This window comes from Paracoccus alcaliphilus (assembly GCF_028553725.1).
Lineage (GTDB): Bacteria > Pseudomonadota > Alphaproteobacteria > Rhodobacterales > Rhodobacteraceae > Paracoccus > Paracoccus alcaliphilus.
Genome location: NZ_CP067124.1, coordinates 749,329 through 767,859, shown reverse-complemented (window position 1 = coordinate 767,859; position 18,531 = coordinate 749,329). Strand labels below are relative to the sequence as shown.

General features: G+C 65.5%; 16 protein-coding genes and 1 tRNA gene. 11 read left to right on the top strand and 6 right to left on the bottom strand.

Features of this window, described 5'->3' with window-relative positions; all coding sequences use genetic code 11:
* The first annotated feature begins 4 nt into the window (after nucleotides 1–4).
* The 5 genes from JHW40_RS04065 to JHW40_RS04045 all read left to right on the top strand — a co-directional run bounded on the left by JHW40_RS04065 (nucleotide 5) and on the right by JHW40_RS04045 (nucleotide 6,165).
* On the top strand, nucleotides 5–1,447 hold the full coding sequence (locus tag JHW40_RS04065; protein ID WP_272849061.1) for an NAD(P)(+) transhydrogenase (Re/Si-specific) subunit beta: 1,443 nt from the start codon (nucleotides 5–7) through the stop codon (nucleotides 1,445–1,447).
* 83 nt (nucleotides 1,448–1,530) lie between these two features.
* Nucleotides 1,531–3,303: an L-lactate permease gene (locus JHW40_RS04060; RefSeq protein ID WP_090611078.1), complete on the top strand. Its 1,773-nt coding sequence runs from the start codon at nucleotides 1,531–1,533 to the stop codon at nucleotides 3,301–3,303.
* Nucleotides 3,304–3,310: 7 nt separating this feature from the next.
* The gene (locus JHW40_RS04055; RefSeq protein WP_090611079.1) at nucleotides 3,311–4,078 is read left to right on the top strand and encodes a (Fe-S)-binding protein; all 768 of its coding nucleotides are present in this window, start codon (nucleotides 3,311–3,313) and stop codon (nucleotides 4,076–4,078) included.
* 3 nt (nucleotides 4,079–4,081) lie between these two features.
* The gene (locus tag JHW40_RS04050) at nucleotides 4,082–5,503 is read left to right on the top strand and encodes a lactate utilization protein B (RefSeq protein ID WP_090611080.1); all 1,422 of its coding nucleotides are present in this window, start codon (nucleotides 4,082–4,084) and stop codon (nucleotides 5,501–5,503) included.
* A complete protein-coding gene (locus JHW40_RS04045; RefSeq protein WP_272849060.1) occupies nucleotides 5,500–6,165 on the top strand; it encodes a LutC/YkgG family protein in 666 nt (221 codons plus the stop codon). Before JHW40_RS04050 ends, JHW40_RS04045 begins: the two co-directional genes overlap by 4 nt.
* Before the next feature lie 789 nt (nucleotides 6,166–6,954).
* On the opposite strand, the gene JHW40_RS04040 is transcribed toward JHW40_RS04045, so the two are convergent.
* Both JHW40_RS04040 and JHW40_RS04035 read right to left on the bottom strand, forming a co-directional pair.
* Nucleotides 6,955–7,143 (bottom strand): hypothetical protein, encoded by a 189-nt coding sequence (locus JHW40_RS04040; RefSeq protein ID WP_139208122.1) that lies wholly within the window; start codon nucleotides 7,141–7,143, stop codon nucleotides 6,955–6,957.
* Between the two features lie 445 nt (nucleotides 7,144–7,588).
* A tRNA-Met gene (locus JHW40_RS04035) sits at nucleotides 7,589–7,664 on the bottom strand.
* 773 nt (nucleotides 7,665–8,437) lie between these two features.
* Between JHW40_RS04035 and JHW40_RS24115 the strand changes: the two genes are divergently transcribed.
* Complete coding sequence (locus tag JHW40_RS24115; protein WP_090611082.1) at nucleotides 8,438–8,815, top strand: FCD domain-containing protein; 378 nt, start codon at nucleotides 8,438–8,440, stop codon at nucleotides 8,813–8,815.
* 443 nt (nucleotides 8,816–9,258) lie between these two features.
* Here the strand turns inward: JHW40_RS24115 and JHW40_RS04030 are convergent, their stop codons facing one another.
* Together JHW40_RS04030 and JHW40_RS04025 are read right to left on the bottom strand one after the other, a co-directional pair.
* Nucleotides 9,259–10,233 carry a glutathione S-transferase family protein gene (locus tag JHW40_RS04030; protein ID WP_090611083.1) on the bottom strand — a complete coding sequence of 325 codons (975 nt, stop codon included), beginning with the start codon at nucleotides 10,231–10,233 and terminating at the stop codon, nucleotides 9,259–9,261.
* 60 nt (nucleotides 10,234–10,293) lie between these two features.
* Nucleotides 10,294–11,610 (bottom strand): MFS transporter, encoded by a 1,317-nt coding sequence (locus JHW40_RS04025; protein ID WP_090611084.1) that lies wholly within the window; start codon nucleotides 11,608–11,610, stop codon nucleotides 10,294–10,296.
* Nucleotides 11,611–11,771: 161 nt separating this feature from the next.
* On the opposite strand from JHW40_RS04025, the gene JHW40_RS04020 reads away from it, so the two are divergent.
* The 5 genes from JHW40_RS04020 to JHW40_RS04000 all read left to right on the top strand — a co-directional run bounded on the left by JHW40_RS04020 (nucleotide 11,772) and on the right by JHW40_RS04000 (nucleotide 15,125).
* Nucleotides 11,772–12,557 carry an exodeoxyribonuclease III gene (locus JHW40_RS04020; RefSeq protein WP_090611085.1) on the top strand — a complete coding sequence of 262 codons (786 nt, stop codon included), beginning with the start codon at nucleotides 11,772–11,774 and terminating at the stop codon, nucleotides 12,555–12,557.
* Between the two features lie 184 nt (nucleotides 12,558–12,741).
* On the top strand, nucleotides 12,742–13,650 hold the full coding sequence (gene trxA, locus JHW40_RS04015; protein WP_090611086.1) for a thioredoxin: 909 nt from the start codon (nucleotides 12,742–12,744) through the stop codon (nucleotides 13,648–13,650).
* 1 nt (nucleotide 13,651) lies between these two features.
* Nucleotides 13,652–14,278 (top strand): LON peptidase substrate-binding domain-containing protein, encoded by a 627-nt coding sequence (locus JHW40_RS04010; RefSeq protein WP_090611087.1) that lies wholly within the window; start codon nucleotides 13,652–13,654, stop codon nucleotides 14,276–14,278.
* Complete coding sequence (locus JHW40_RS04005; RefSeq protein WP_090611088.1) at nucleotides 14,275–14,490, top strand: Trm112 family protein; 216 nt, start codon at nucleotides 14,275–14,277, stop codon at nucleotides 14,488–14,490. Before JHW40_RS04010 ends, JHW40_RS04005 begins: the two co-directional genes overlap by 4 nt.
* Entirely contained in the window at nucleotides 14,490–15,125 is a 636-nt protein-coding gene (locus tag JHW40_RS04000; protein WP_090611089.1) for a rhomboid family intramembrane serine protease, read from the top strand. The genes JHW40_RS04005 and JHW40_RS04000 overlap by 1 nt, the downstream gene beginning before the upstream one ends.
* Here JHW40_RS04000 and JHW40_RS03995 read toward each other — a convergent pair whose 3' ends face one another.
* Nucleotides 15,126–15,860 (bottom strand): DUF2268 domain-containing putative Zn-dependent protease, encoded by a 735-nt coding sequence (locus JHW40_RS03995; protein WP_090611090.1) that lies wholly within the window; start codon nucleotides 15,858–15,860, stop codon nucleotides 15,126–15,128.
* A gap of 21 nt (nucleotides 15,861–15,881) precedes the next feature.
* Nucleotides 15,882–18,530 carry a DNA translocase FtsK gene (locus tag JHW40_RS03990; RefSeq protein ID WP_090611091.1) on the bottom strand — a complete coding sequence of 883 codons (2,649 nt, stop codon included), beginning with the start codon at nucleotides 18,528–18,530 and terminating at the stop codon, nucleotides 15,882–15,884.
* Between the last annotated feature and the right edge of the window lies 1 nt (nucleotide 18,531).

The following is an 18,531-nucleotide window of genomic DNA, read 5'->3' as shown; positions in this document are numbered from 1 at the left end:
GCTGATGGAATACGGATTTACCACTGCCGTCTATGTGGTTGCTTCGATCCTGTTCATCCTCTCGCTGGGGGGGCTGTCGGGTCAGGAAAGCGCCAAGCGCGCGATCTGGTACGGCATCGTCGGCATGGCGCTGGCGGTGCTGGCGACGCTGTTCGGGCCGGGCGCGGGCAACTGGTGGCTGTCGGCGATCATGATCGCCATCGGCGGCAGCGTCGGTTTCGTCATCGCCAAGCGCGTGCAGATGACCGAGATGCCGCAGCTGGTCGCGGCGATGCACAGCCTCGTCGGTCTGGCGGCGGTCTTTGTCGGCTTCAACGCCCAGATCGAGCTGGCCCGGGTGCTGCGCGAAAAGGCCGCCGATGCCGCCGTCACCTTCGAGGGCTTCGCCGCCGTTCTGGCCCACAAGACCCCGGCCGAGATCGCGGTGCTGAAGATCGAGGTGTTCCTTGGCATCTTCATCGGCGCGATCACCTTCACCGGCTCGGTCGTGGCCTTCGGCAAGCTGGCGGGCCGCATCGACGGCAAGCCGAAAAAGCTGCCGGGCGGGCATATGCTGAATGCCACCGCGCTGGCGCTGTCGATCCTGTTCGGGGTGCTTTACTGCGCCGATGTCGGTTCCCCCGTGCTGTGGCTGGTGCTGATCACCCTGCTGGCCTTCTTCATCGGCTATCACCTGATCATGGGCATCGGCGGCGCCGACATGCCGGTGGTTGTGTCGATGCTGAACAGCTATTCCGGCTGGGCGGCGGCGGCGATCGGCTTCACGCTTGGCAATGACCTGCTGATCGTGACCGGCGCGCTGGTCGGCTCGTCAGGTGCGATCCTGTCCTATATCATGTGCAAGGCGATGAACCGCCATTTCGTCAGCGTGATCCTGGGCGGCTTCGGCGGCGAGACCGGCCCTGCCGCGGAGATCGAGGGCGAACAGATCGCCATCGACGCCGACGGCGTGGCGGCGGCGCTGAACGATGCCGACAGCGTGGTGATCGTGCCGGGTTACGGCATGGCGGTGGCGCAGGCGCAGGCGGCGGTGTCGGAACTGACGCGCAAGCTGCGCGCGGCGGGCAAGGAGGTGCGTTTCGCCATCCACCCGGTCGCGGGCCGTCTGCCCGGCCACATGAACGTGCTGCTGGCCGAGGCGAAGGTGCCTTACGACATCGTGCTGGAGATGGACGAGATCAACGACGATTTCCCCTCGACCGACGTGGTGATCGTGATCGGCAGCAACGACATCGTGAACCCGGCGGCGCAGGACGATCCCAACAGCCCCATCGCCGGGATGCCGGTGCTGGAGGTCTGGAAGGCAAAACAGGTCTTCGTGTCAAAACGCGGTCAGGGCACCGGCTATTCCGGCATCGAAAACCCCCTGTTCTTCAAGGAAAACACCCGAATGTTCTATGGCGACGCAAAGGACAGCATCAATAAACTCATGCCAATGGTCGAGTGAGGGGCGGCCTGCCCTGCGACCGGGATCTCGATAACAGGACAACAACAAACCGGCGGATTCCCCGCCATTTCTGAGGAGGAAACATGGCTGGCCTGATGATATTCATCCTTGCGCTTCTGCCGATTGCGACGGTTTTCGTGTTGCTGGTGGTGCTGGCGCGTTCTGCCAAGTTCTCGATGTTCGTGGCCTATGTGGTGACGGTGCTGACCGCGCTGCTGGTCTGGGGCACGGAGCTGAACACCGTGCTGGGCGCGACCGTCAATGGCGCCGTGACCGCGATCAGCCTGCTCTATATCGTCTTCGGCGCAATCCTGATGCTGTATACGCTTGAGGAAAGCGGCGGCATCCGCTCGATCCGCAGCGGCTTCACCTCGATCTCGCCCGACCGGCGGGTGCAGGCGATCATCATCGCCTGGATGTTCGGATCGCTGATCGAGGGCGCTTCGGGTTTCGGCACCCCCGCCGCCATCGCGGCGCCGCTGCTGGTCGCCATCGGCTTTCCCGCCATGGCCGCGGTCATGGTGACGCTGATCATCCAGTCCACGCCGGTATCCTTCGGCGCGGTCGGCACCCCGATCCTTGTCGGGGTGCGCACCGGGCTGGAGGGGCAGCCGCTTGTGGACGCGACCATCGCGCCCATGCCGTTCTTCGATTACCTGCTGGAAATCACCGTCAAGGTGGCGACGCTGCACGGGTTGGTCGGTTTCCTGATCCCGCTGATCCTGGTGGGGATGCTGACCCGTTTCTTCGGCGCCAACCGCTCGTTCGCCGAGGGCTTCCGCATCTGGAAATTCGCGCTGTTCGCGGGCCTCGCCTTCACCGTTCCCTATTACATCATCGCGGTGGTCCTGGGGCCGGAATTCCCCTCGCTTCTGGGCGGGATCATCGGGCTGCTGATCGTGGTTCCGGCGGCAAAACGCGGCTTCCTGATCCCGCAAGAGGTCTTTGACTTTCCCGCCCGCAAGGACTGGGATCCGGCATGGGTGGGCAAGCTGGACGATCTGGAGGTTCACCATGCCAGCAAGCCGCTGATGCCGCTGCTGAAGGCATGGGCGCCCTATGTCTTCGTGGTGATCCTGCTGGTGCTGACCCGCACGGTCGGGCCGCTCAAGGCATGGCTGAACTCTCCCGAGGTGACCATCGCGCTGGACAACCTGTTCAGTTCGGGCATCAACGCGCGGGTGCAGGTGCTGTACCTGCCGGGCACGATCCTGATCCTTGCCTCGATCTTCACCTGGTTCTATCACGGCATGAAGGTCAGCGATTACGGCCGCGCCCTGAAATCCTCGGGTTCAACCATGATGGCCGCCGCGCCCGCGCTGCTGCTGGCAGTGCCGATGGTGCAGGTGTTCCTGAACTCGGCATCCGACACGCTGGCCAGCATGCCCATCGTTCTGGCCGAGGGCGTGTCTTCGGTGGTGGGCAACGGATGGCCGATGTTCGCGCCGCTGATCGGGGCGATGGGGGCCTTTGTCGCCGGGTCGAACACGATCAGCAACATGATGTTCTCGCTGTTCCAGTTCTCGACCGCCGAACAGATTGGTCTGGGCGCGGCTGGCGCCAGCACCGTCGTCGCCTTGCAGGCCATCGGCGGGGCTGCGGGCAACATGATCTGCGTCCATAACGTCGTGGCCGCATCCGCCACCGTCGGCCTGACCGACCGAGAGGGCGCGATCATCCGCCAGACCCTGATCCCGATGGCCTATTATGTGGTGCAGGGCGGGTTGTTGGGCTTTGCGCTGCTGAGCGGCAACTTCATGTGGTGGATCGCCGCCGTGATCTGGGCCGCAGCCGTGCTGTTCGCCATGTCCCGCAACCGAGGCCATGCCCCTGCCCCCGTAACCGCAAGCAACTGAGGTCATCATGTCCGGAAAGCCAAATCCTCGGGTCGGTCTGTTCGTGACCTGTCTCGTCGATGCCATCCGTCCGCAGATCGGCTTTGCCGCCATCCAGCTGCTGGAAGAGGCCGGATGCACGGTCGAGGTGCCGCAGGCGCAGACCTGCTGCGGTCAGCCCGCCTTCAACAGCGGCGACAACCGTGACACGGAGCGGCTGGCACGCCAGACCATCGCCGCCTTCGAGGGGTTCGACCATGTCGTCCTGCCCTCGGGGTCCTGCGCGGCGACGATGGTGCATGGCTGGCCGGACCTGCTGGCGGGCGACCCCGACTGGGCCGCCCGCGCCAAGGCCTTCGCGGCCAAAACCCACGAGATCACCAGCTTTCTGGTCGATGTCATGGGCTACGCACCACAGGGGCGGAGGCTGGATGCCTCCGCCACCTATCACGACAGCTGTTCCGGCCTGCGCGAGCTGGGCATCGCCGGACAGCCGCGCGCATTGTTGTCCCATGTCGAGGGGCTGAGGATGCGCGGGCTGGAAGGCAACGATGTCTGCTGCGGCTTCGGCGGCACCTTCTGCGTGAAATATTCCGCCATCTCGAACGGGATCGTCACCGAAAAAGCCGAAGCCGTGGAAAAGACCGGCGCGGATCTGCTGCTGGCGGGCGATCTGGGTTGTCTGATGAACATGGCGGGCAAGCTGCACCGGCGCGGCGCGAAAACCCGCTGTTTCCACACCATCGAGGTTCTGGCGGGCGTGGCCTCTGGCCCCGCCATCGGCGAGGAGGGATAGCCCATGCAGACCGCCACCAAGACGCCGTTCAAGGACCGCGCCAGGGCAGCCCTTGCCGACCGCACGCTGAAGCTGGCCATCGACCGCACAACCGGCACCGCCGAGACGAAACGCGCCGCCGCCGTCGCCGGCTTTCCCGAATTTCAGGCGGCCCGCGAACGTGGCCGCGCGATCAAGGACCACGTCATCGCCAATCTGGGCCATTACCTCGAAATGTTCGAGCGTAATGCGACCGCCAGCGGCGCGCAGGTCCATTGGGCCAGCGACGATGCCGAGGCCCGCGCCATCGTCACCCGCATCTGTCTGAACGCGAACGCGAAGATCGTCACCCGATCGAAATCCATGCTGGGCGAGGAAATCGGCCTGCCCCACGCCCTTGCAGATGCCGGGATCGAGCGGGTCGAGACCGATCTGGCCGAGCATATCATCCAGCTTGCGGGCGAGGCGCCGTCGCATATCATCTGGCCCGCCATGCACCGCACGCGCGAGCAGGTGGCGGACCTGTTCCGCGAGGGCCACAACCCACCGCCCGAGGCAGAAGACCCCGCCACCATGGTCCAAAGCGCGCGGGTGCAGCTGCGTGCCAAGTTTCTGGGTGCGGATGTCGGCATTTCGGGTGCGAATTTCCTTGTCGCCGATACCGGCGCGACCTGCACCGTCACCAACGAGGGCAATGCCGAACTGACCACCACGCCGCCGCGCATCCATATCGTGACGGCGGGGATCGAAAAGATCGTGCCCTCGACCGCCCATGCCTTCGCGCTGTTGCGGCTTTTGGTGCGGTCCGCGACGGGCGGCGAGATGACGCAATACACCACCTTCCATTGCGGCCCGAAACGCCCCGGCGATGCCGACGGCCCCGAAGAAATGCATATCGTGCTGGTCGATAACGGCCGCACCCGGATGCTGGCCGACGAATTCCGCGAGATGCTGCGCTGCATCCGCTGCGGCGCCTGCATGAACCATTGCGTGGTCTATCGCCAGATCGGCGGGCATGCCTATGGCGGTACGTATCCCGGCCCGATGGGCTCGGTGCTGACGCCGGTTCTGGACGGGCTGGCGGCGTCGCGCGACCTGCCCAACGCCTGCACCATGAACGGCCGCTGCGCCGAGGTCTGCCCGGTCGAAATCCCGCTGCCGACGCTGTTGCGCGCATGGCGCGTCCGAAGCTGGCGCGAAGGGCTGGAGCCCGGCACGCTGCGCGCCGGCATCGGTCTGTGGGCCCGGCTGGCGCACCGGCCCCGGCTCTATCGGCTGGCCAGCCGCATCGGCGTCCGGGCGCTGCGTTTGTTCGGCAAAGGCGGCTGGATCTCCCGCTTGCCGCTGGCCGGGGGCTGGACGGCATATCGCGACCTGCCCCGCCCGCCCGGCCGGACCTTCATGGAACAGTACCGCGCCCGGCAGAAGAAAGGGACCCGCACATGACCGCCCCCAAAGCTGCCCCCGTGACTGCCCGCGACAGAATCCTTGCCGCGATCCGCAAGGCCGCCCCGCCCGCCACACCCGATGCCATCGCCGCCGAGGCCGCCGCCCTGCTGGAGATACCCGACAGCACCCGCCCGCGCCTTGCCTCGGCCACCCTGCCCGAGGCCTTCGCCGCCAAGGCCACCGCCCTTGGCACCACCATCGACCATGTGGCGGACATGGCCGGGGTGCCGCAGGCGGTCCGCCGCTATCTGGACGGCCACGGACTGCCACCCTCTATCGCGCTGGAACCCGCGCCCGAACTGGCGGCGCTGGACTGGTCCAGCACCTCCACCCATTCGGAAATCGCCGCAGACGAACCCGCAGCCCTTGGCCTTGCGCTGTGGGGCATCGCGGAAAACGGATCGCTGGTGATCCATTCCGGCCCATATACGCCGATCCTTTTGTCCTTCCTGCCGCTGCACCACCTCGTCGTGCTGCGCGCGGACACCCTGCTCCCATATCTGGAGGATTACGCCCGGACCCTGTCGCAGCTTGCCTCGCCCCGCAACGCCATCCTGATCACCGGCCCAAGCGGCACCACCGATATCGAGGGCAGCTATGTCCGCGGCGCACATGGCCCGGGCTACCTCCATGTCATCGTCGTCGCCCCAACAGGCTGAAGATGCCGCGCCACCGGCCAAACCTGAAGACCCTGACCCGTCCCAAGGCAAGGCACGGCGGCCCAGCCACACCGATGGGCTTCCGTGGACCAGACAAAGGTTGCCCGCTGGTCCCGGAGGAGCATCTTCGCCCGGATATTTCAGGAACTGGCGCAGCCCGGCGGCCAGGGCGACACGCTGATAATCGACATCGAGCCGGTGTTGCACCATCGGTTCAGGCGGCACCGGCGAGGGTTCATGAACACGCAAGCAACCCTTTGAAAGTCCGAGGATCAGCAAACGATCCTGTGGGGGCTGTTGAATAGGTTCCCTCACGCAGATGCCGGGCTTTGCCGGATTGCGCGGACGAGACCGAGGAGCGTCCCGAGATGCCTTCGAGCGGCCAGCGGTGGCGGGTGTGGATCGCGCGCCCGTCCTCGCCCCACGCCGCGCGATTGCGCCGGGCGCGGAGGATGTTGGCACGGTTCGTCACGATATATATGTCTGGCGGGAAGGCCCCGCCCGGGGCAGGCAGAGCGTCCTGAGGCGACAACGTACGCAGTCTCACCGGCCCGTCCGATACCATTGACCGGATTTCGTGCGGTTGCGGGGTAAGGGCCCTTCCTGCCCGGCAGCGTATTGGGCAGGATCATGCGCTGTCCCATCGGCAGGGCGCCCGTGCCCATACCGTTGACCCGCCCTTCGAAGCTGAACGGGACCGAGCTGTCGGCACGGAACAGGTTGCCCAGTTCGCAGCGGGCCAAGGGGTCGTCGCAATTGATCGCAGCCACGAAACTATCCGTCGTGAAATCAGCCTGTCGGTGCAAGCGCCAGATCAAGAATGCGTTTTGCCTTGTCGAGCCCATGCAGCGGAGCGTCAAGGATCTGCTGGCAACGCGGATCATGTTCGGGCGCATGGCCCATCAGCAGCGTGGCGATGCAGTAACGCTCGACCGCGCCTTCGTCGCGCAGACCTTGGGCACGGGCTGCGTCCGTCATGCGGTGAAGACCGATCAACCGCTATCGCGACCCTGAGTGAGAAAACCTCCGGTCAGGTCGTGCTGTGGTTGCAATTCAACCAGCCAAGAGTGCTGGTTCGATCAAGAGGGGTAAGCAACGTTTTGGCAAAATCCCGAACTGACGATCCAGAAGCGCAACGTGTTCGATCACCTCGATATGGGCGAGATACTGCACCACTGCTGAGGGATGATAACCCTTCGACCTCGCAATAATCATTGATGCCGTGCCCCCCCCGGCGTCATCGGGTCCAGCCCAGCTTCAGGCGGGATCGCATCCGGTTGCCGGGCGACAGGTGAGCCTCGCGAAAGGCGTCAAGCTGTCGCGGGCGCAGTCAGGGTGGTCACACCATCAATACCGGGCTGATGGTGGTTTCCGGGCAATTCGTCCAACTCAGTATTCATGCGCTATATCGCAGAGGCCATACTGGTAGGGGAGGAGGGACTTGAACCCCCAACCAAAGCGTTATGAGCGCTCTGCTCTGACCATTGAGCTACTCCCCCGGAGTTGATCGCCTTTTACAGTCAAAGCCGGGAAAGGCCAAGGCGCGCCGTGCACTCTGCCCCTGTTTTACGCCGCGATATGCGCTGATGCCCGGCAAGAATACCAGCTGCCGGACGCTGGTGTCGTTGACGCCGGTTTCGGGCGAAGCGCCGTGGAGGGATTGCGGCTGGCCCTGTCCGGGAACTGGGCTGCCCAATTCGCGTGGCGCCGCCGAGGTGAAGCTGTTTGAAGCAATTGGCCAATTGGAAAGCATGCGGATATCGGGTTTCGGCTTCCGACCGATGGCCGGTTCCGTCGTGTGCCGCGTCAGCCGGGTCGCTCAACGCCAACTCAGGTGGTTCAAGACGCTGCGTGTGTGACTGGTCAGTCGCGCCGCCCGCAACTCGCCCCGGCCAGCGGAGGTGCGCGTATAGATCAACTCGCCCCGTCCGATGATACCCTGCCAGTTCCTCCAGAAGATTTCGGTCCGTGACCTGTTGCCATCAAACCTGCCGGGCACAGCAAAATACTGGAAGCGCTTCAGGAACAGCCCCGACCTGACGACGATAATGTAGCGTGGGTTTGCGACCGGATCGAGGATCTGGCGTAACGTATCGTGAAACAGGCTTTCCTCGAACCTTGTCGCATGTCGTCATCCTCCCGAAATCCAGAATATTTGTTTATTCTCCCTTCGAGGAAGGAATCGCCGATCTGGTAACCTTTCGCGCCGTTCTGAAGACCGCGGCTATGCGGCTGCTGCCCGCTGCTGCGCTGTCTGGGCGCCTGCGGCAAAATGGAGCGCGCGTTGGCCAAGGGTGACATGCGCAGCTATGGTCAGGCCGATACCGAGTTTCATCTGGAAATCGTCGAGACGGTAGGTAACCACCACCTGAACGAGGCTTGCCGCATGATCCTGGGTCGGGTGGCCCCCGCTGCGCACGCATCTTGCAATCAAGGCCGAGGGCGAGCCGCACCGCTCTTTCCGCGACCACCGCGAACTGCCGCTTGGCATACCGGACGCGGACGGTCCGCGACACGAAAAGCAGGTTCTGCTTCTGGAAAGCCACATTCACCGCACGCGCAAGAATTGCCTTTCGCCAGAAGACCTCCGGCCCGTCGGCCGCACCGCCATGTGCCTGAAGCACGTGTTTGGCCTGATCCAGGCCGATGAAGCTAACATCTCCCATGACGATCTTCTTCGTAGCGGTGATTCAACACCCGCCACCTTGGCATCTCTATACCCTCGGAAAGCGTCCACACCACCGCTTACCGATGATTGACGCGGTCACCCGTCTGCGCTGAACACCAACGCCTCATCTTGATCCGGATGGCGGGGACGGTCCCGGCGGTTGTTGAAAAACTCCCCCTGCCCCGGAAATGGCAGCACCAGTAGTGCTTGCGGATATGGCGGGAAATTCGCGCTGGATGTCACGAACACGCAACCGCAGCGAACGCCCTCTGCGACCTTCACAAGACCGTCAGCCCAACGCCGCGATGAAACCCGATCCGCCGCCCGGCGTTAAGGCCCCGAAGCCCAGTGGTCGGCGGATGCGGCCACATCTCCCCTCCCTCTCTCTGACGGCCCCGGCCCTCGGGCCGGGGTTGACAGGTCAGCTATCCCCGGCCATGCGGCACGGTCCAGTCGGGTTCCGGCCCGATGGGGATAATCCGATTCGGATTGATCATGTCGTGGCTGAAATAGTAATGCCGGGTGATGTGATCCTGCCTCACCGTCGCCGCCACGCCCGGCCATTGATACAGCTCGCGCGCCCAGCCCCACAGGTTCGGATAATCGACGATCCGCTGCCGGTTGCATTTGAAATGCGTGTGATAGACGGAATCGAACCGGCAGATCGTGGTGAACAGACGCCAGTCGGCCTCGGTCACGCGATCCCCGGCCAGATAGCGGGCTTCGGCCAGCAGGCCCTCGATCCAGTCCAGCGACTGAAACAGCGGCCCGATCGCCTTGTCATAGGCCGCCTGAGAGGTCGCGAACCCGGCCTTGTAAACCCCGTTATTCACCGTGTCATAGATCCGTGTATTCAGCGCATCGATCTGCCCGCGCAGGCTTTCGGGGCAGAAATCCGCGTCATTGCCGGTCAGCCCGTCAAAGGCGCTGTTGAACATGCGGATGATGTCGGCACTTTCGTTCGACACGATGGCGCCCTGCTGCTTGTCCCACAGCACCGGCACCGTTACCCGCCCCGACGCATCCGGTCTGGCCCGCAGATAGATGTCGCGCAGATACCGGCTGCCGAACAGCTCATCGCCGGTCGCGCCGGGGAAATCGGTGCGGAACTCCCAGCCCTCGGACAGCATGTCGGGATGAACGGCCGAGACACCGATATGCGGCTCCAGCCCTTTCAGCGCGCGGAAGATCAGCGTCCGATGCGCCCAGGGACAGGCATATGAGACATATAGGTGATAACGCCCGCTCTCGGCGGCAAATCCGCCCTGCCCCGAAGGGCCGGGGCTGCCATCGGCGGTGACCCAGTTGCGGAACTTCGCGCCGTCGCGCACGAATTCGCCACCGCTGCTGTCGGTGTCATACCATTCGTCCTTCCAGACGCCATTGACCAGTTGGCCCATTTCCAATTCCTCCCTTCATGCCCGACCGGCAAGGCCCGGCACCATGCCGTATCCGGCAGCCTAGCCGATGGCGGCGTCCCGAGTCTCGGCCCGCACCAGCAGCAATGCGGCGGCCCCCAGAACCAGCAGCCCGGCAAAGACGCCGATGGCGACGCCGAAACCGTGGACAAAGACCATCGCCAGCAGGCTGGGCGCCAGAATCCCCCCCAGCCGCGCAATGGCGCTGGCGGTGCCCATGCCGGTACCGCGCAGATGGGTCGGATACAGCTCGGGCGTAAAGGCATAAAGCGCGCCCCATGTCCCCAGCAGCGCAAAGCTCATCAGGATCAGCGATCCGGCGATCATCGCGGTCGATCCGGCAAGGGTGAACAGGAAACAGCCCGCCGCGCTCAGCAGCAGAAAGCCCATCAGCGTGTTGCGGCGCCCCCATGCCTCGACCCCATGCGCGGCCAGCGCATAGCCCGGCACCTGCGCCAGCGCCAGGATCACCAGAAAGCCGTAACCGCGCACGAAACCGAAGCCTTCGGTCGCCAGTTGCCCCGGCACCCAGACGAACACCCCGTAATAGGACAGCGAGACCAGAAACCACACCGCCAGCACCCCCAGCGTGCGCGCCCGCAGCATCGGCGCGAAGATCGAGGTCTCGGCCCCCGCAGGAACCGGGGCGATGACCAGTTGCGTCTCGCCGGACAGCGGCGCGGCGCCATTCACCGCCAGCACCCGGTTCAGAACCGCCCGCGCCTCGACCTGCCTGCCATTGCGCACCAGATACATCGGCGATTCCGGCACCCACAGCCGCAGCCAGAAGCCGATCAGCGCAGGCCCCGCCGCCACGAAAAAGATCCAGCGCCACGGGGCTTCGGCCCCCAGACTGGCGGCGATCCATGCGGTCAGCGCGATGATGATGGTGCCGATGGCCCAGAACCCCTCCAGCCAGACCAGCCAGCGCCCGCGATTCTTCGGCGGCAGGAACTCGGCCATCATGGCGTAATCGACGGGCAGGGTGCCGCCCACGGCAACCCCGGTCAGAAACCGCATCACCATCAGCAGGGTGAAATCGCCAGCCCAGACCGAGGCCAGACCGAAGATCGCGTCCATCGCCACGGTCAGCAGCAGAATGTTCCGGCGCCCGATCCGGTCGGCCAGCCGTCCGAAACCCCATGCGCCGACGAACATGCCCAAAAAGAACATCGTGCCGACCTGCAGGGCGGTCACCCGCTCGACCCCGAATGTGACGGCGATCGAGGGCGCGGCAAAGCCCACCGCGATCACCTGCATCGCATCCGCCGCCCAGACCAGCCCGAAGATCCCCAGCAGCCGCCACTGAAACCGGCCAGTCCCGCCACGGGCAAGGGCCTCATCCACCGTCATTCGCATCGCATCCGTTCCTTGTTGCGCGCAGATGACCTCCCGTGTAACGCCGCCGGTCGTGCTCACCAAGGCGTGATTGCGACATTGCGACGATTTTCCTTTCCGCCGGCCACCAACTCGACAGCGCGCCGCGGGGCCGATAGGCTCCGCCGCAAAGGAGCCCGCCCATGTTCACCATAGCCACCTGGAACATCAACTCGGTCCGCCTGCGCGAAGGACTGGTCGCCCGCCTGCTGCAAGAGGAGGCGCCCGACATCCTCTGCCTTCAGGAATGCAAGTCGCCGGTCGAGAAGATCCCGCTCGAAGCCTTCCGCGCGCTTGGCTACAACTGGATCGTGGCGCGGGGGCAAAAAGGCTATAACGGCGTCGCCACCCTGTCGCGCCTGCCGATCGAGGATGCGGGCGACCGCGACTATGCCAAACTGGGCCATGCCCGCCATGTCGCGGCCCGGCTGGAAAACGGCGTCACCATCCACAACATGTACGTGCCCGCGGGTGGCGATATTCCCGACCGCGAGCTGAACCCGAAATTCGGCCAGAAACTCGATTTCGTGTCCGAGATGCGCGACGTCTTCCACGCCGACCGGCCCGAACGCGCGATCATGGTCGGCGATTTCAACATCGCCCCGCGCGAGGACGACGTCTGGTCGCACAAGCAGCTTCTCAAGATCGTCAGCCACACCCCGATCGAGGTCGATCACCTGCTGTCGGCACAGGACGCGGGCAAATGGGTGGACATCACCCGCAAGGACATCCCCGAAGGCCAGCTCTATTCATGGTGGAGCTATCGCGCCCGCGACTGGGACGCCGCCGACAAGGGCCGCCGCCTCGACCATATCTGGGCCAGCCCCGATATCGCCAATGCCGGCCATTCCAGCCGCATCCTGCGCCCGGTGCGCGGCTGGGAAAAACCCAGCGACCATGTCCCGGTCCTCGCCACCTTCGATCTCTGACCCCATCTTTGGTGTTTGAAATATCCCGGGGGAAGCGCGGGCGGCCCCATCGAGGGGCCGCCCGCGCTGGGGGCAGAGCCCCCCTTGCGCCCGCCACAGGACAATCCGCCCTTTCGTTCGGCCGCCCGACGCCCCATATTGCGGCCAACCGATCATTGCCAACTCGTCTGGGACCGTCATGACCATGCTGTTCGAAGGTGCCGCCAACGCGCCGCAACCCGCAGATTTCATCACCGATGTCACCGAAGCCGATTTCATGGCCCAGGTGGTCGAAAAATCGATGGAGGTGCCCGTCATCGTCGATTTCTGGGCGCCTTGGTGCGGCCCCTGCAAGACGCTTGGCCCCCAGCTCGAGGCCGAGGTCGCCCGCCACAAGGGCCGGGTCCGCATGGCCAAGGTCAATGTCGATGAAAACCAGATGATCGCATCGCAACTGCGCGTGCAGTCGATCCCCACCGTCTATGCCTTCTTCAAGGGCCAGCCGGTCGATGCCTTTCAGGGCGCCCTGCCGCAAAGTCAGCTGAAACAGTTCGTGGACAAGCTGGCGGCGCTGTCGGGTGACGATGGCGGGCTGGGCGACGCGCTGGCCGCGGCCGAGCAGATGCTGGACGAAGGCGCCTCTGCCGATGCCATCGAGACCTTCGCCGCCATTATCGGCGAAGAACCCGAAAACCCCGAGGCCTGGGGCGGGCTGATCCGCGCCCATCTGGCGGCAGGCGACACCGCCGCGGCCGCCAGCACGCTGACGCAGGTGCCCGCCGCCATCACCGGCGCCGCCCCGGTCGAGGCCGCCCGCGCCCAGCTGCAACTGGCCGAGCAGGCCGCGAATGCCGGTCCCCTGGGCGACCTTCAGGCCCGCGTCACGGCCGATCCGGACGATCAGCAGGCGCGGCTGGACTATGCGCTGGCGCTGCACGCGGCAGGCAATGTCGAGGAAGCCGTCGAGATCCTTCTGGACAGCTTCCGCCGCGACCGCGAATGGAACGACGGCGCCGCCAAGGCCCAGCTTCTGACCATCTTCGACAGTCTCAAGCCAACCGATCCCATTGCCCAGAAGGGCCGGCGCAGGCTGTCCTCGCTGATCTTCGCCTGACATGTCCCTGCGTTTCGACCTGCCCCAGCGCCTGCCGCTGTTTCCGCTGCCCGGTGCGGTGCTGATGCCCCGGACGCGCCTGCCGCTGCATATCTTCGAGCCGCGCTATCTGCAGATGCTGGAAGACTCGCTGAAAACCGATCACCGCATGATCGGCATGATCCAGCCCGAGGGCGAGGCGCTGTGCAGCATCGGCAGCGCCGGGCGGGTCGTCGCCTTTTCCGAGGGCGATGACGGGCGCATGATGGTCTCGCTCAAGGCGGTGTCGCGCTTCCGGCTGCGCGATGTCGAGGAAGGCTTTGCCCCCTATCTGCGCGGCGTGGTGGAATACAGCGATTTCAACCGCGATCTGGGCCCGCCCGAAACCGATCCGGGCATCCATCGTGAACGGCTGTTTCCGCTGCTGCACCGCTATATGGAAACGCACGAGCTTTCGACCGACTGGGACGCGGCCGAGAATGCCGAGGACGAGATCCTGATCAACTCGCTGGCGATGGTGCTGCCCTTTTCCAGCGGCGACAAGCAGGCGCTGCTGGAAAGCCCGACCCTTGGCGACCGGCGCGAATTGCTGGAAGGGCTGATCGAATTCGCCCTGCATGGCGGCGACAATGAGGAACGGCTGCAATGACCCCCGACACCGACCAGAACGCTGAAAACGACCATCCCGGCTTTGACCGCCACATGCTCGAGGCACTGGTCTGCCCGGTCACCCATGCGACGTTGCGCTATGACGCGGAGCGGCAGGAACTGGTCTCGCACACGGCGGGGCTGGCCTTTCCGATCCGTTCCGGTATCCCGATCATGCTGATCGAAGAGGCCCGGCAGATCAAGGCCGACTGATGGCTGCACCCGCCCCCCGGATCCCGCGCTGGACCAGCGCCATCGTCATCCTCTGCTGCGTGACCGAGGTCGCGCTGCAACTGGCCGATCTGGGCGGCTGGCCCGGCCTGCGCCATGCGACGGTGCTGTATGGCGCCTTCTGGTCGCAGCTGATGCATGGCGATCCGGGGCTGGTTGCGGGGCAGGGGCTGTGGATGTTCGCCAGCTATGGCCTGCTGCATGCCGGGTTTCTGCATCTGACGATGAACATGGTGTCGCTGGCGGCGGTGGCGCGGGAGTTGCGGCGGCTGATGCCGGTGGGACAGATGGCGCTGGCCTATGGGGTCAGCCAGATCGCGGCGGCAGGGATCTATGGCTGGATGGAGCCGATGGGCGGGCCGATGATCGGCGCCTCGGGCGCGGTGTTCGGGCTGGCGGGGGCGCTGGTCGGCTATGCCACGATCTGGCGGCTGCGGACCGAGCGGCCCATGCGGCCGGTGCTGCGGGCGGTGGCTTTGGTGCTGGGGCTGAATGTCGCGCTGACCCTGTTGATGCCGCAGATCGCGTGGCAGGCGCATCTGGGCGGCGCGGTGGCGGGCCTGCTGATCGGGCTGATCGCGGCGCATCTGCGCGTCAGCCGGGTGGCCATGCGCTGATCAGGCCGGCTTGTCGCCGTCCTTGCCGGCCGGATCCGCCTGTTCCCCGGACGGCTTATCCCCGGACGGTTCGTCCGGGCTGTCGGTCTCGGCGCTGCGGTCGGCGCTGACCAGCTGGCGCAGGCTGGCGCGGAACGGCTCGGCCGGCATCGCGGCCAGTGTCGCCGCATCGCTGCCCGGGTTCTGCGCCATATGCTCGGCCACGATCCGGTGCCCCAGCCCATAGCCCGTGGCGTTGCGCAGATCGCCCTTGCCGAAGAACCAGCGCGCATGATCGTAATCGCGCCGCGCCCATTCGTTCATCGCCATCCGCGCCACGCCCGATGCGGGAACCGTCGCATCCCAGGGGTCGGGCGCGCCGCCCAGAACCTGCAACACGAAATGCCCGGCCATGCCTTCGCTGACCAGAACCTCGCCCAACGAGCGGCCATAGCCCGGCCCATCCCAGCGGATCAGTTGGTGAAATTCGTGAACCAGCGTGCGGATCAGCAGTTGCGGATCGAATCGCGCCGGGTCCAACGTGATCTCGATCAACCCGGCCGAGGGCGCATGCCCACCGACGCCCCATTTCGGGATACCGCCGCCGGGCTCGGCCCGGACCACCAGATCGAACGAGGGCAGATCGGCATGGCCAGACGCCAGCCCGACCGCCTTGCGCACAGCCGCGCGGAACTCCGACATGACCGGAGTCAGGCCGTGACGCGCGTTCAGAAGATGCAGATACCAGGTCGTCATGATGGCGCAGATATAGCGGCGTCACACTTCGGGCACCAGCACCTCGCGCTTGCCGACATGGTTGGCAGGCGAAACCACGCCCTGTTCCTCCATCTGTTCAACCAGCCGCGCGGCCTTGTTATAGCCGATGGCCAGCTTGCGCTGGATATAGGAGGTCGAGCATTTGCGGTCCCGCGCCGCGATCATCACCGCCTGATCATACAGCGCGTCGTCGCCATTGTCGCCGCCGCCAAGACCCAGAACCGCGTCGATATTGTCGGCCTTCTCATCGTCGGGGCCTTCCACGACACCGGCCTTGTAAGAGGGCGGGCCGAAGGATTTCAGGTGGTTCACGACCTCTTCGACCTCTTCGTCGGACACGAACGGGCCGTGAATCCGGGTGATGCGCGCGCCGTTGCCCATGTAAAGCATGTCACCCTGGCCCAGCAGTTGTTCAGCCCCCTGTTCACCCAGAATGGTGCGGCTGTCGATCTTCGAGGTCACCTGGAAGGAAATCCGGGTGGGGAAGTTCGCCTTGATCGTGCCGGTGATGACATCGACCGACGGGCGCTGCGTCGCCATGATCAGGTGGATGCCCGAGGCCCGCGCCATCTGCGCCAGTCGCTGGATGCAGGCCTCGATCTCTTTGCCCGCGACCATCATCAGGTCAGCCATCTCATCGACGATCACGACGATATAGGGGAAGGTTTCGGGCTGGAATTCCTCGGTCTCGAAGATCGGTTCTCCGGTATCCTCGTCAAAGCCGGTCTGGACGGTGCGCTTGAACATCTCGCCCTTGGACAGCGCCTCGCGGACGCGGCCGTTATAGCCCTCGATGTTGCGCACGCCCATCTTGGACATCTTGCGGTAACGGTCCTCCATCTCGCCCACGACCCATTTCAGCGCGACCACGGCCTTTTTCGGGTCGGTGACGACGGGCGACAGCAGATGCGGGATGCCGTCATAGACGCTGAGTTCCAGCATCTTCGGGTCGATCATGATCAGCCGGCATTCATCCGGCGTCAGCTTGTACAGCAGCGACAGGATCATGGTGTTGATCGCCACCGACTTACCGGACCCCGTGGTCCCCGCGATCAGCAGGTGGGGCATCTTGGCAAGGTTGGCCACCACCGGATCGCCGCCGATATCCTTGCCAAGCGCCAGCGGCAGCGGATGGGTGCCGTCGCCAAAGGCGCGGCTGGCCAGGATTTCGCGCAGGACCACCTTTTCGCGCCGCGCATTGGGCAGTTCGATCCCGATCACGGTGCGGCCCGGCACGGTGGAAACCCGCGCCGACAGCGCCGACATCGACCGCGCGATATCATCCGACAGCCCGATCACCCGGCTGGCCTTCAGACCGGGTGCCGGTTCCAGTTCATACAGCGTGACCACGGGGCCGGGGCGGACCTCGGTGATCTGGCCCTTGACGCCGTAATCGTCCAGCACCGCCTCCAGCATGCGGGCGTTTTCGGTCAGCGCCTCTTGCGACATCAGCGGTTGGGTGTTGGCGCAGGGCGCCGACAGCAGCGCCAGCGGCGGGCATTCATAACTTGCCCCCGATTCGTCGAAACGCATCTGCGGCTCGGCCTCGGCGCGGGCCTGACGCGAGGGCGCGGCGGAAGGCTTGCGCAGTGGCGGCACGACGGTGCGCTGGGTATCGGCGCCAAAGGGTTCGGGCGTGGCCGGCAGGATCGCGTCGTCTTCGTCCGAAGGGTCGGGCGGCAGCGCGGCGCGGTCCTTGTCACGCGCGAGCCTTGCGGCGACGGCGGCCAGAACCGAAGGCTTGCCGGTGCGGCTGCGGATCGCGTCAGAGATCCGGCCGCTGACCTCGGCGGCGGAAGGGGCGTCGCCATCGTAATCGGCGTCACGCTCGATCAGTTCCGGCTCGGGCAGGTCATCCTCCAGCAGGTCGGGCTGATCGGCGCTGTTGCGGCGGGCGAACAACCCGCTGATGCGGGGGGCGGGGCGGGCTTCGGTCGCGGCGGGTGCGGGCCGCTCGCGGCGCTGGCGCACCCGCTGCGACAGGTTGGCCGACAGCTGCGCGCTGCGCCCCAGCAGCCGCATCACCATGTCATAGGCCGTGACCAGCCCGATCAGGAACCGCCGCCACAGCGCGCGCAACTCGGCCCGCTCGAACCCCAGCACGAAGGCCAGAAACACGACCAGCCCGACCGCGATCAGCAGCGTCGCAAAGCGGATCCCCAGCGAGGCCTTCATCGGCAGCAGGTTCAGGATCAGCCCCATCACCATATCGCCGAAATGCCCGCCCAGACCATAGGTCGGCTGCCATTCCGGCCCCGGCGACAGCGTGCTGCAATAGACCGACCCCAGCGCCACCGCCATCGGCAGGAACATCGCCCGCATGATCCGTTCTTCGCCCCGGTGCAGCATCAGCCGCAGGCCCCAGACGGCGGCACCGATCACCAGCATCCACGCGCCATAGCCCGCGATCATCATCAGCGGCGAAGCGATCGAGGCCCCGATCCCGCCCAGCAGGTTCTGCGCCGGTTCATCCGTCGCCGACAGGAAGAAACTGGGATCGTCAGGCGACCAGCTGGACAGCAGCATGGCGATCAGCACGGCCAGCACCACCAGACCCGCGCCCGCCAGTTCCTTGCCGCGCCGTTCCAGCGCCGCCTGCGTGTTCTGATCGAAAAGCGGATCGCGCTGTTTCGCTTGCCAGCTTGCCATG

Bases quoted from the DNA above. Each gene is read 5' to 3' on its own strand.
- JHW40_RS04065 (WP_272849061.1), top strand. From the start codon at position 5: ATGGAATACGGATTTACCACTGCCGTCTATGTGGTTGCTTCGATCCTG.
- JHW40_RS04060 (WP_090611078.1), top strand. From the start codon at position 1,531: ATGGCTGGCCTGATGATATTCATCCTTGCGCTTCTGCCGATTGCGACG.
- JHW40_RS04055 (WP_090611079.1), top strand. From the start codon at position 3,311: ATGTCCGGAAAGCCAAATCCTCGGGTCGGTCTGTTCGTGACCTGTCTC.
- JHW40_RS04050 (WP_090611080.1), top strand. From the start codon at position 4,082: ATGCAGACCGCCACCAAGACGCCGTTCAAGGACCGCGCCAGGGCAGCC.
- JHW40_RS04045 (WP_272849060.1), top strand. From the start codon at position 5,500: ATGACCGCCCCCAAAGCTGCCCCCGTGACTGCCCGCGACAGAATCCTT.
- JHW40_RS04040 (WP_139208122.1), bottom strand. From the start codon at position 7,143: ATGACGGACGCAGCCCGTGCCCAAGGTCTGCGCGACGAAGGCGCGGTC.
- JHW40_RS24115 (WP_090611082.1), top strand. From the start codon at position 8,438: ATGGAGCGCGCGTTGGCCAAGGGTGACATGCGCAGCTATGGTCAGGCC.
- JHW40_RS04030 (WP_090611083.1), bottom strand. From the start codon at position 10,233: ATGGGCCAACTGGTCAATGGCGTCTGGAAGGACGAATGGTATGACACC.
- JHW40_RS04025 (WP_090611084.1), bottom strand. From the start codon at position 11,610: ATGCGAATGACGGTGGATGAGGCCCTTGCCCGTGGCGGGACTGGCCGG.
- JHW40_RS04020 (WP_090611085.1), top strand. From the start codon at position 11,772: ATGTTCACCATAGCCACCTGGAACATCAACTCGGTCCGCCTGCGCGAA.
- trxA (WP_090611086.1), top strand. From the start codon at position 12,742: ATGCTGTTCGAAGGTGCCGCCAACGCGCCGCAACCCGCAGATTTCATC.
- JHW40_RS04010 (WP_090611087.1), top strand. From the start codon at position 13,652: ATGTCCCTGCGTTTCGACCTGCCCCAGCGCCTGCCGCTGTTTCCGCTG.
- JHW40_RS04005 (WP_090611088.1), top strand. From the start codon at position 14,275: ATGACCCCCGACACCGACCAGAACGCTGAAAACGACCATCCCGGCTTT.
- JHW40_RS04000 (WP_090611089.1), top strand. From the start codon at position 14,490: ATGGCTGCACCCGCCCCCCGGATCCCGCGCTGGACCAGCGCCATCGTC.
- JHW40_RS03995 (WP_090611090.1), bottom strand. From the start codon at position 15,860: ATGACGACCTGGTATCTGCATCTTCTGAACGCGCGTCACGGCCTGACT.
- JHW40_RS03990 (WP_090611091.1), bottom strand. From the start codon at position 18,530: ATGGCAAGCTGGCAAGCGAAACAGCGCGATCCGCTTTTCGATCAGAAC.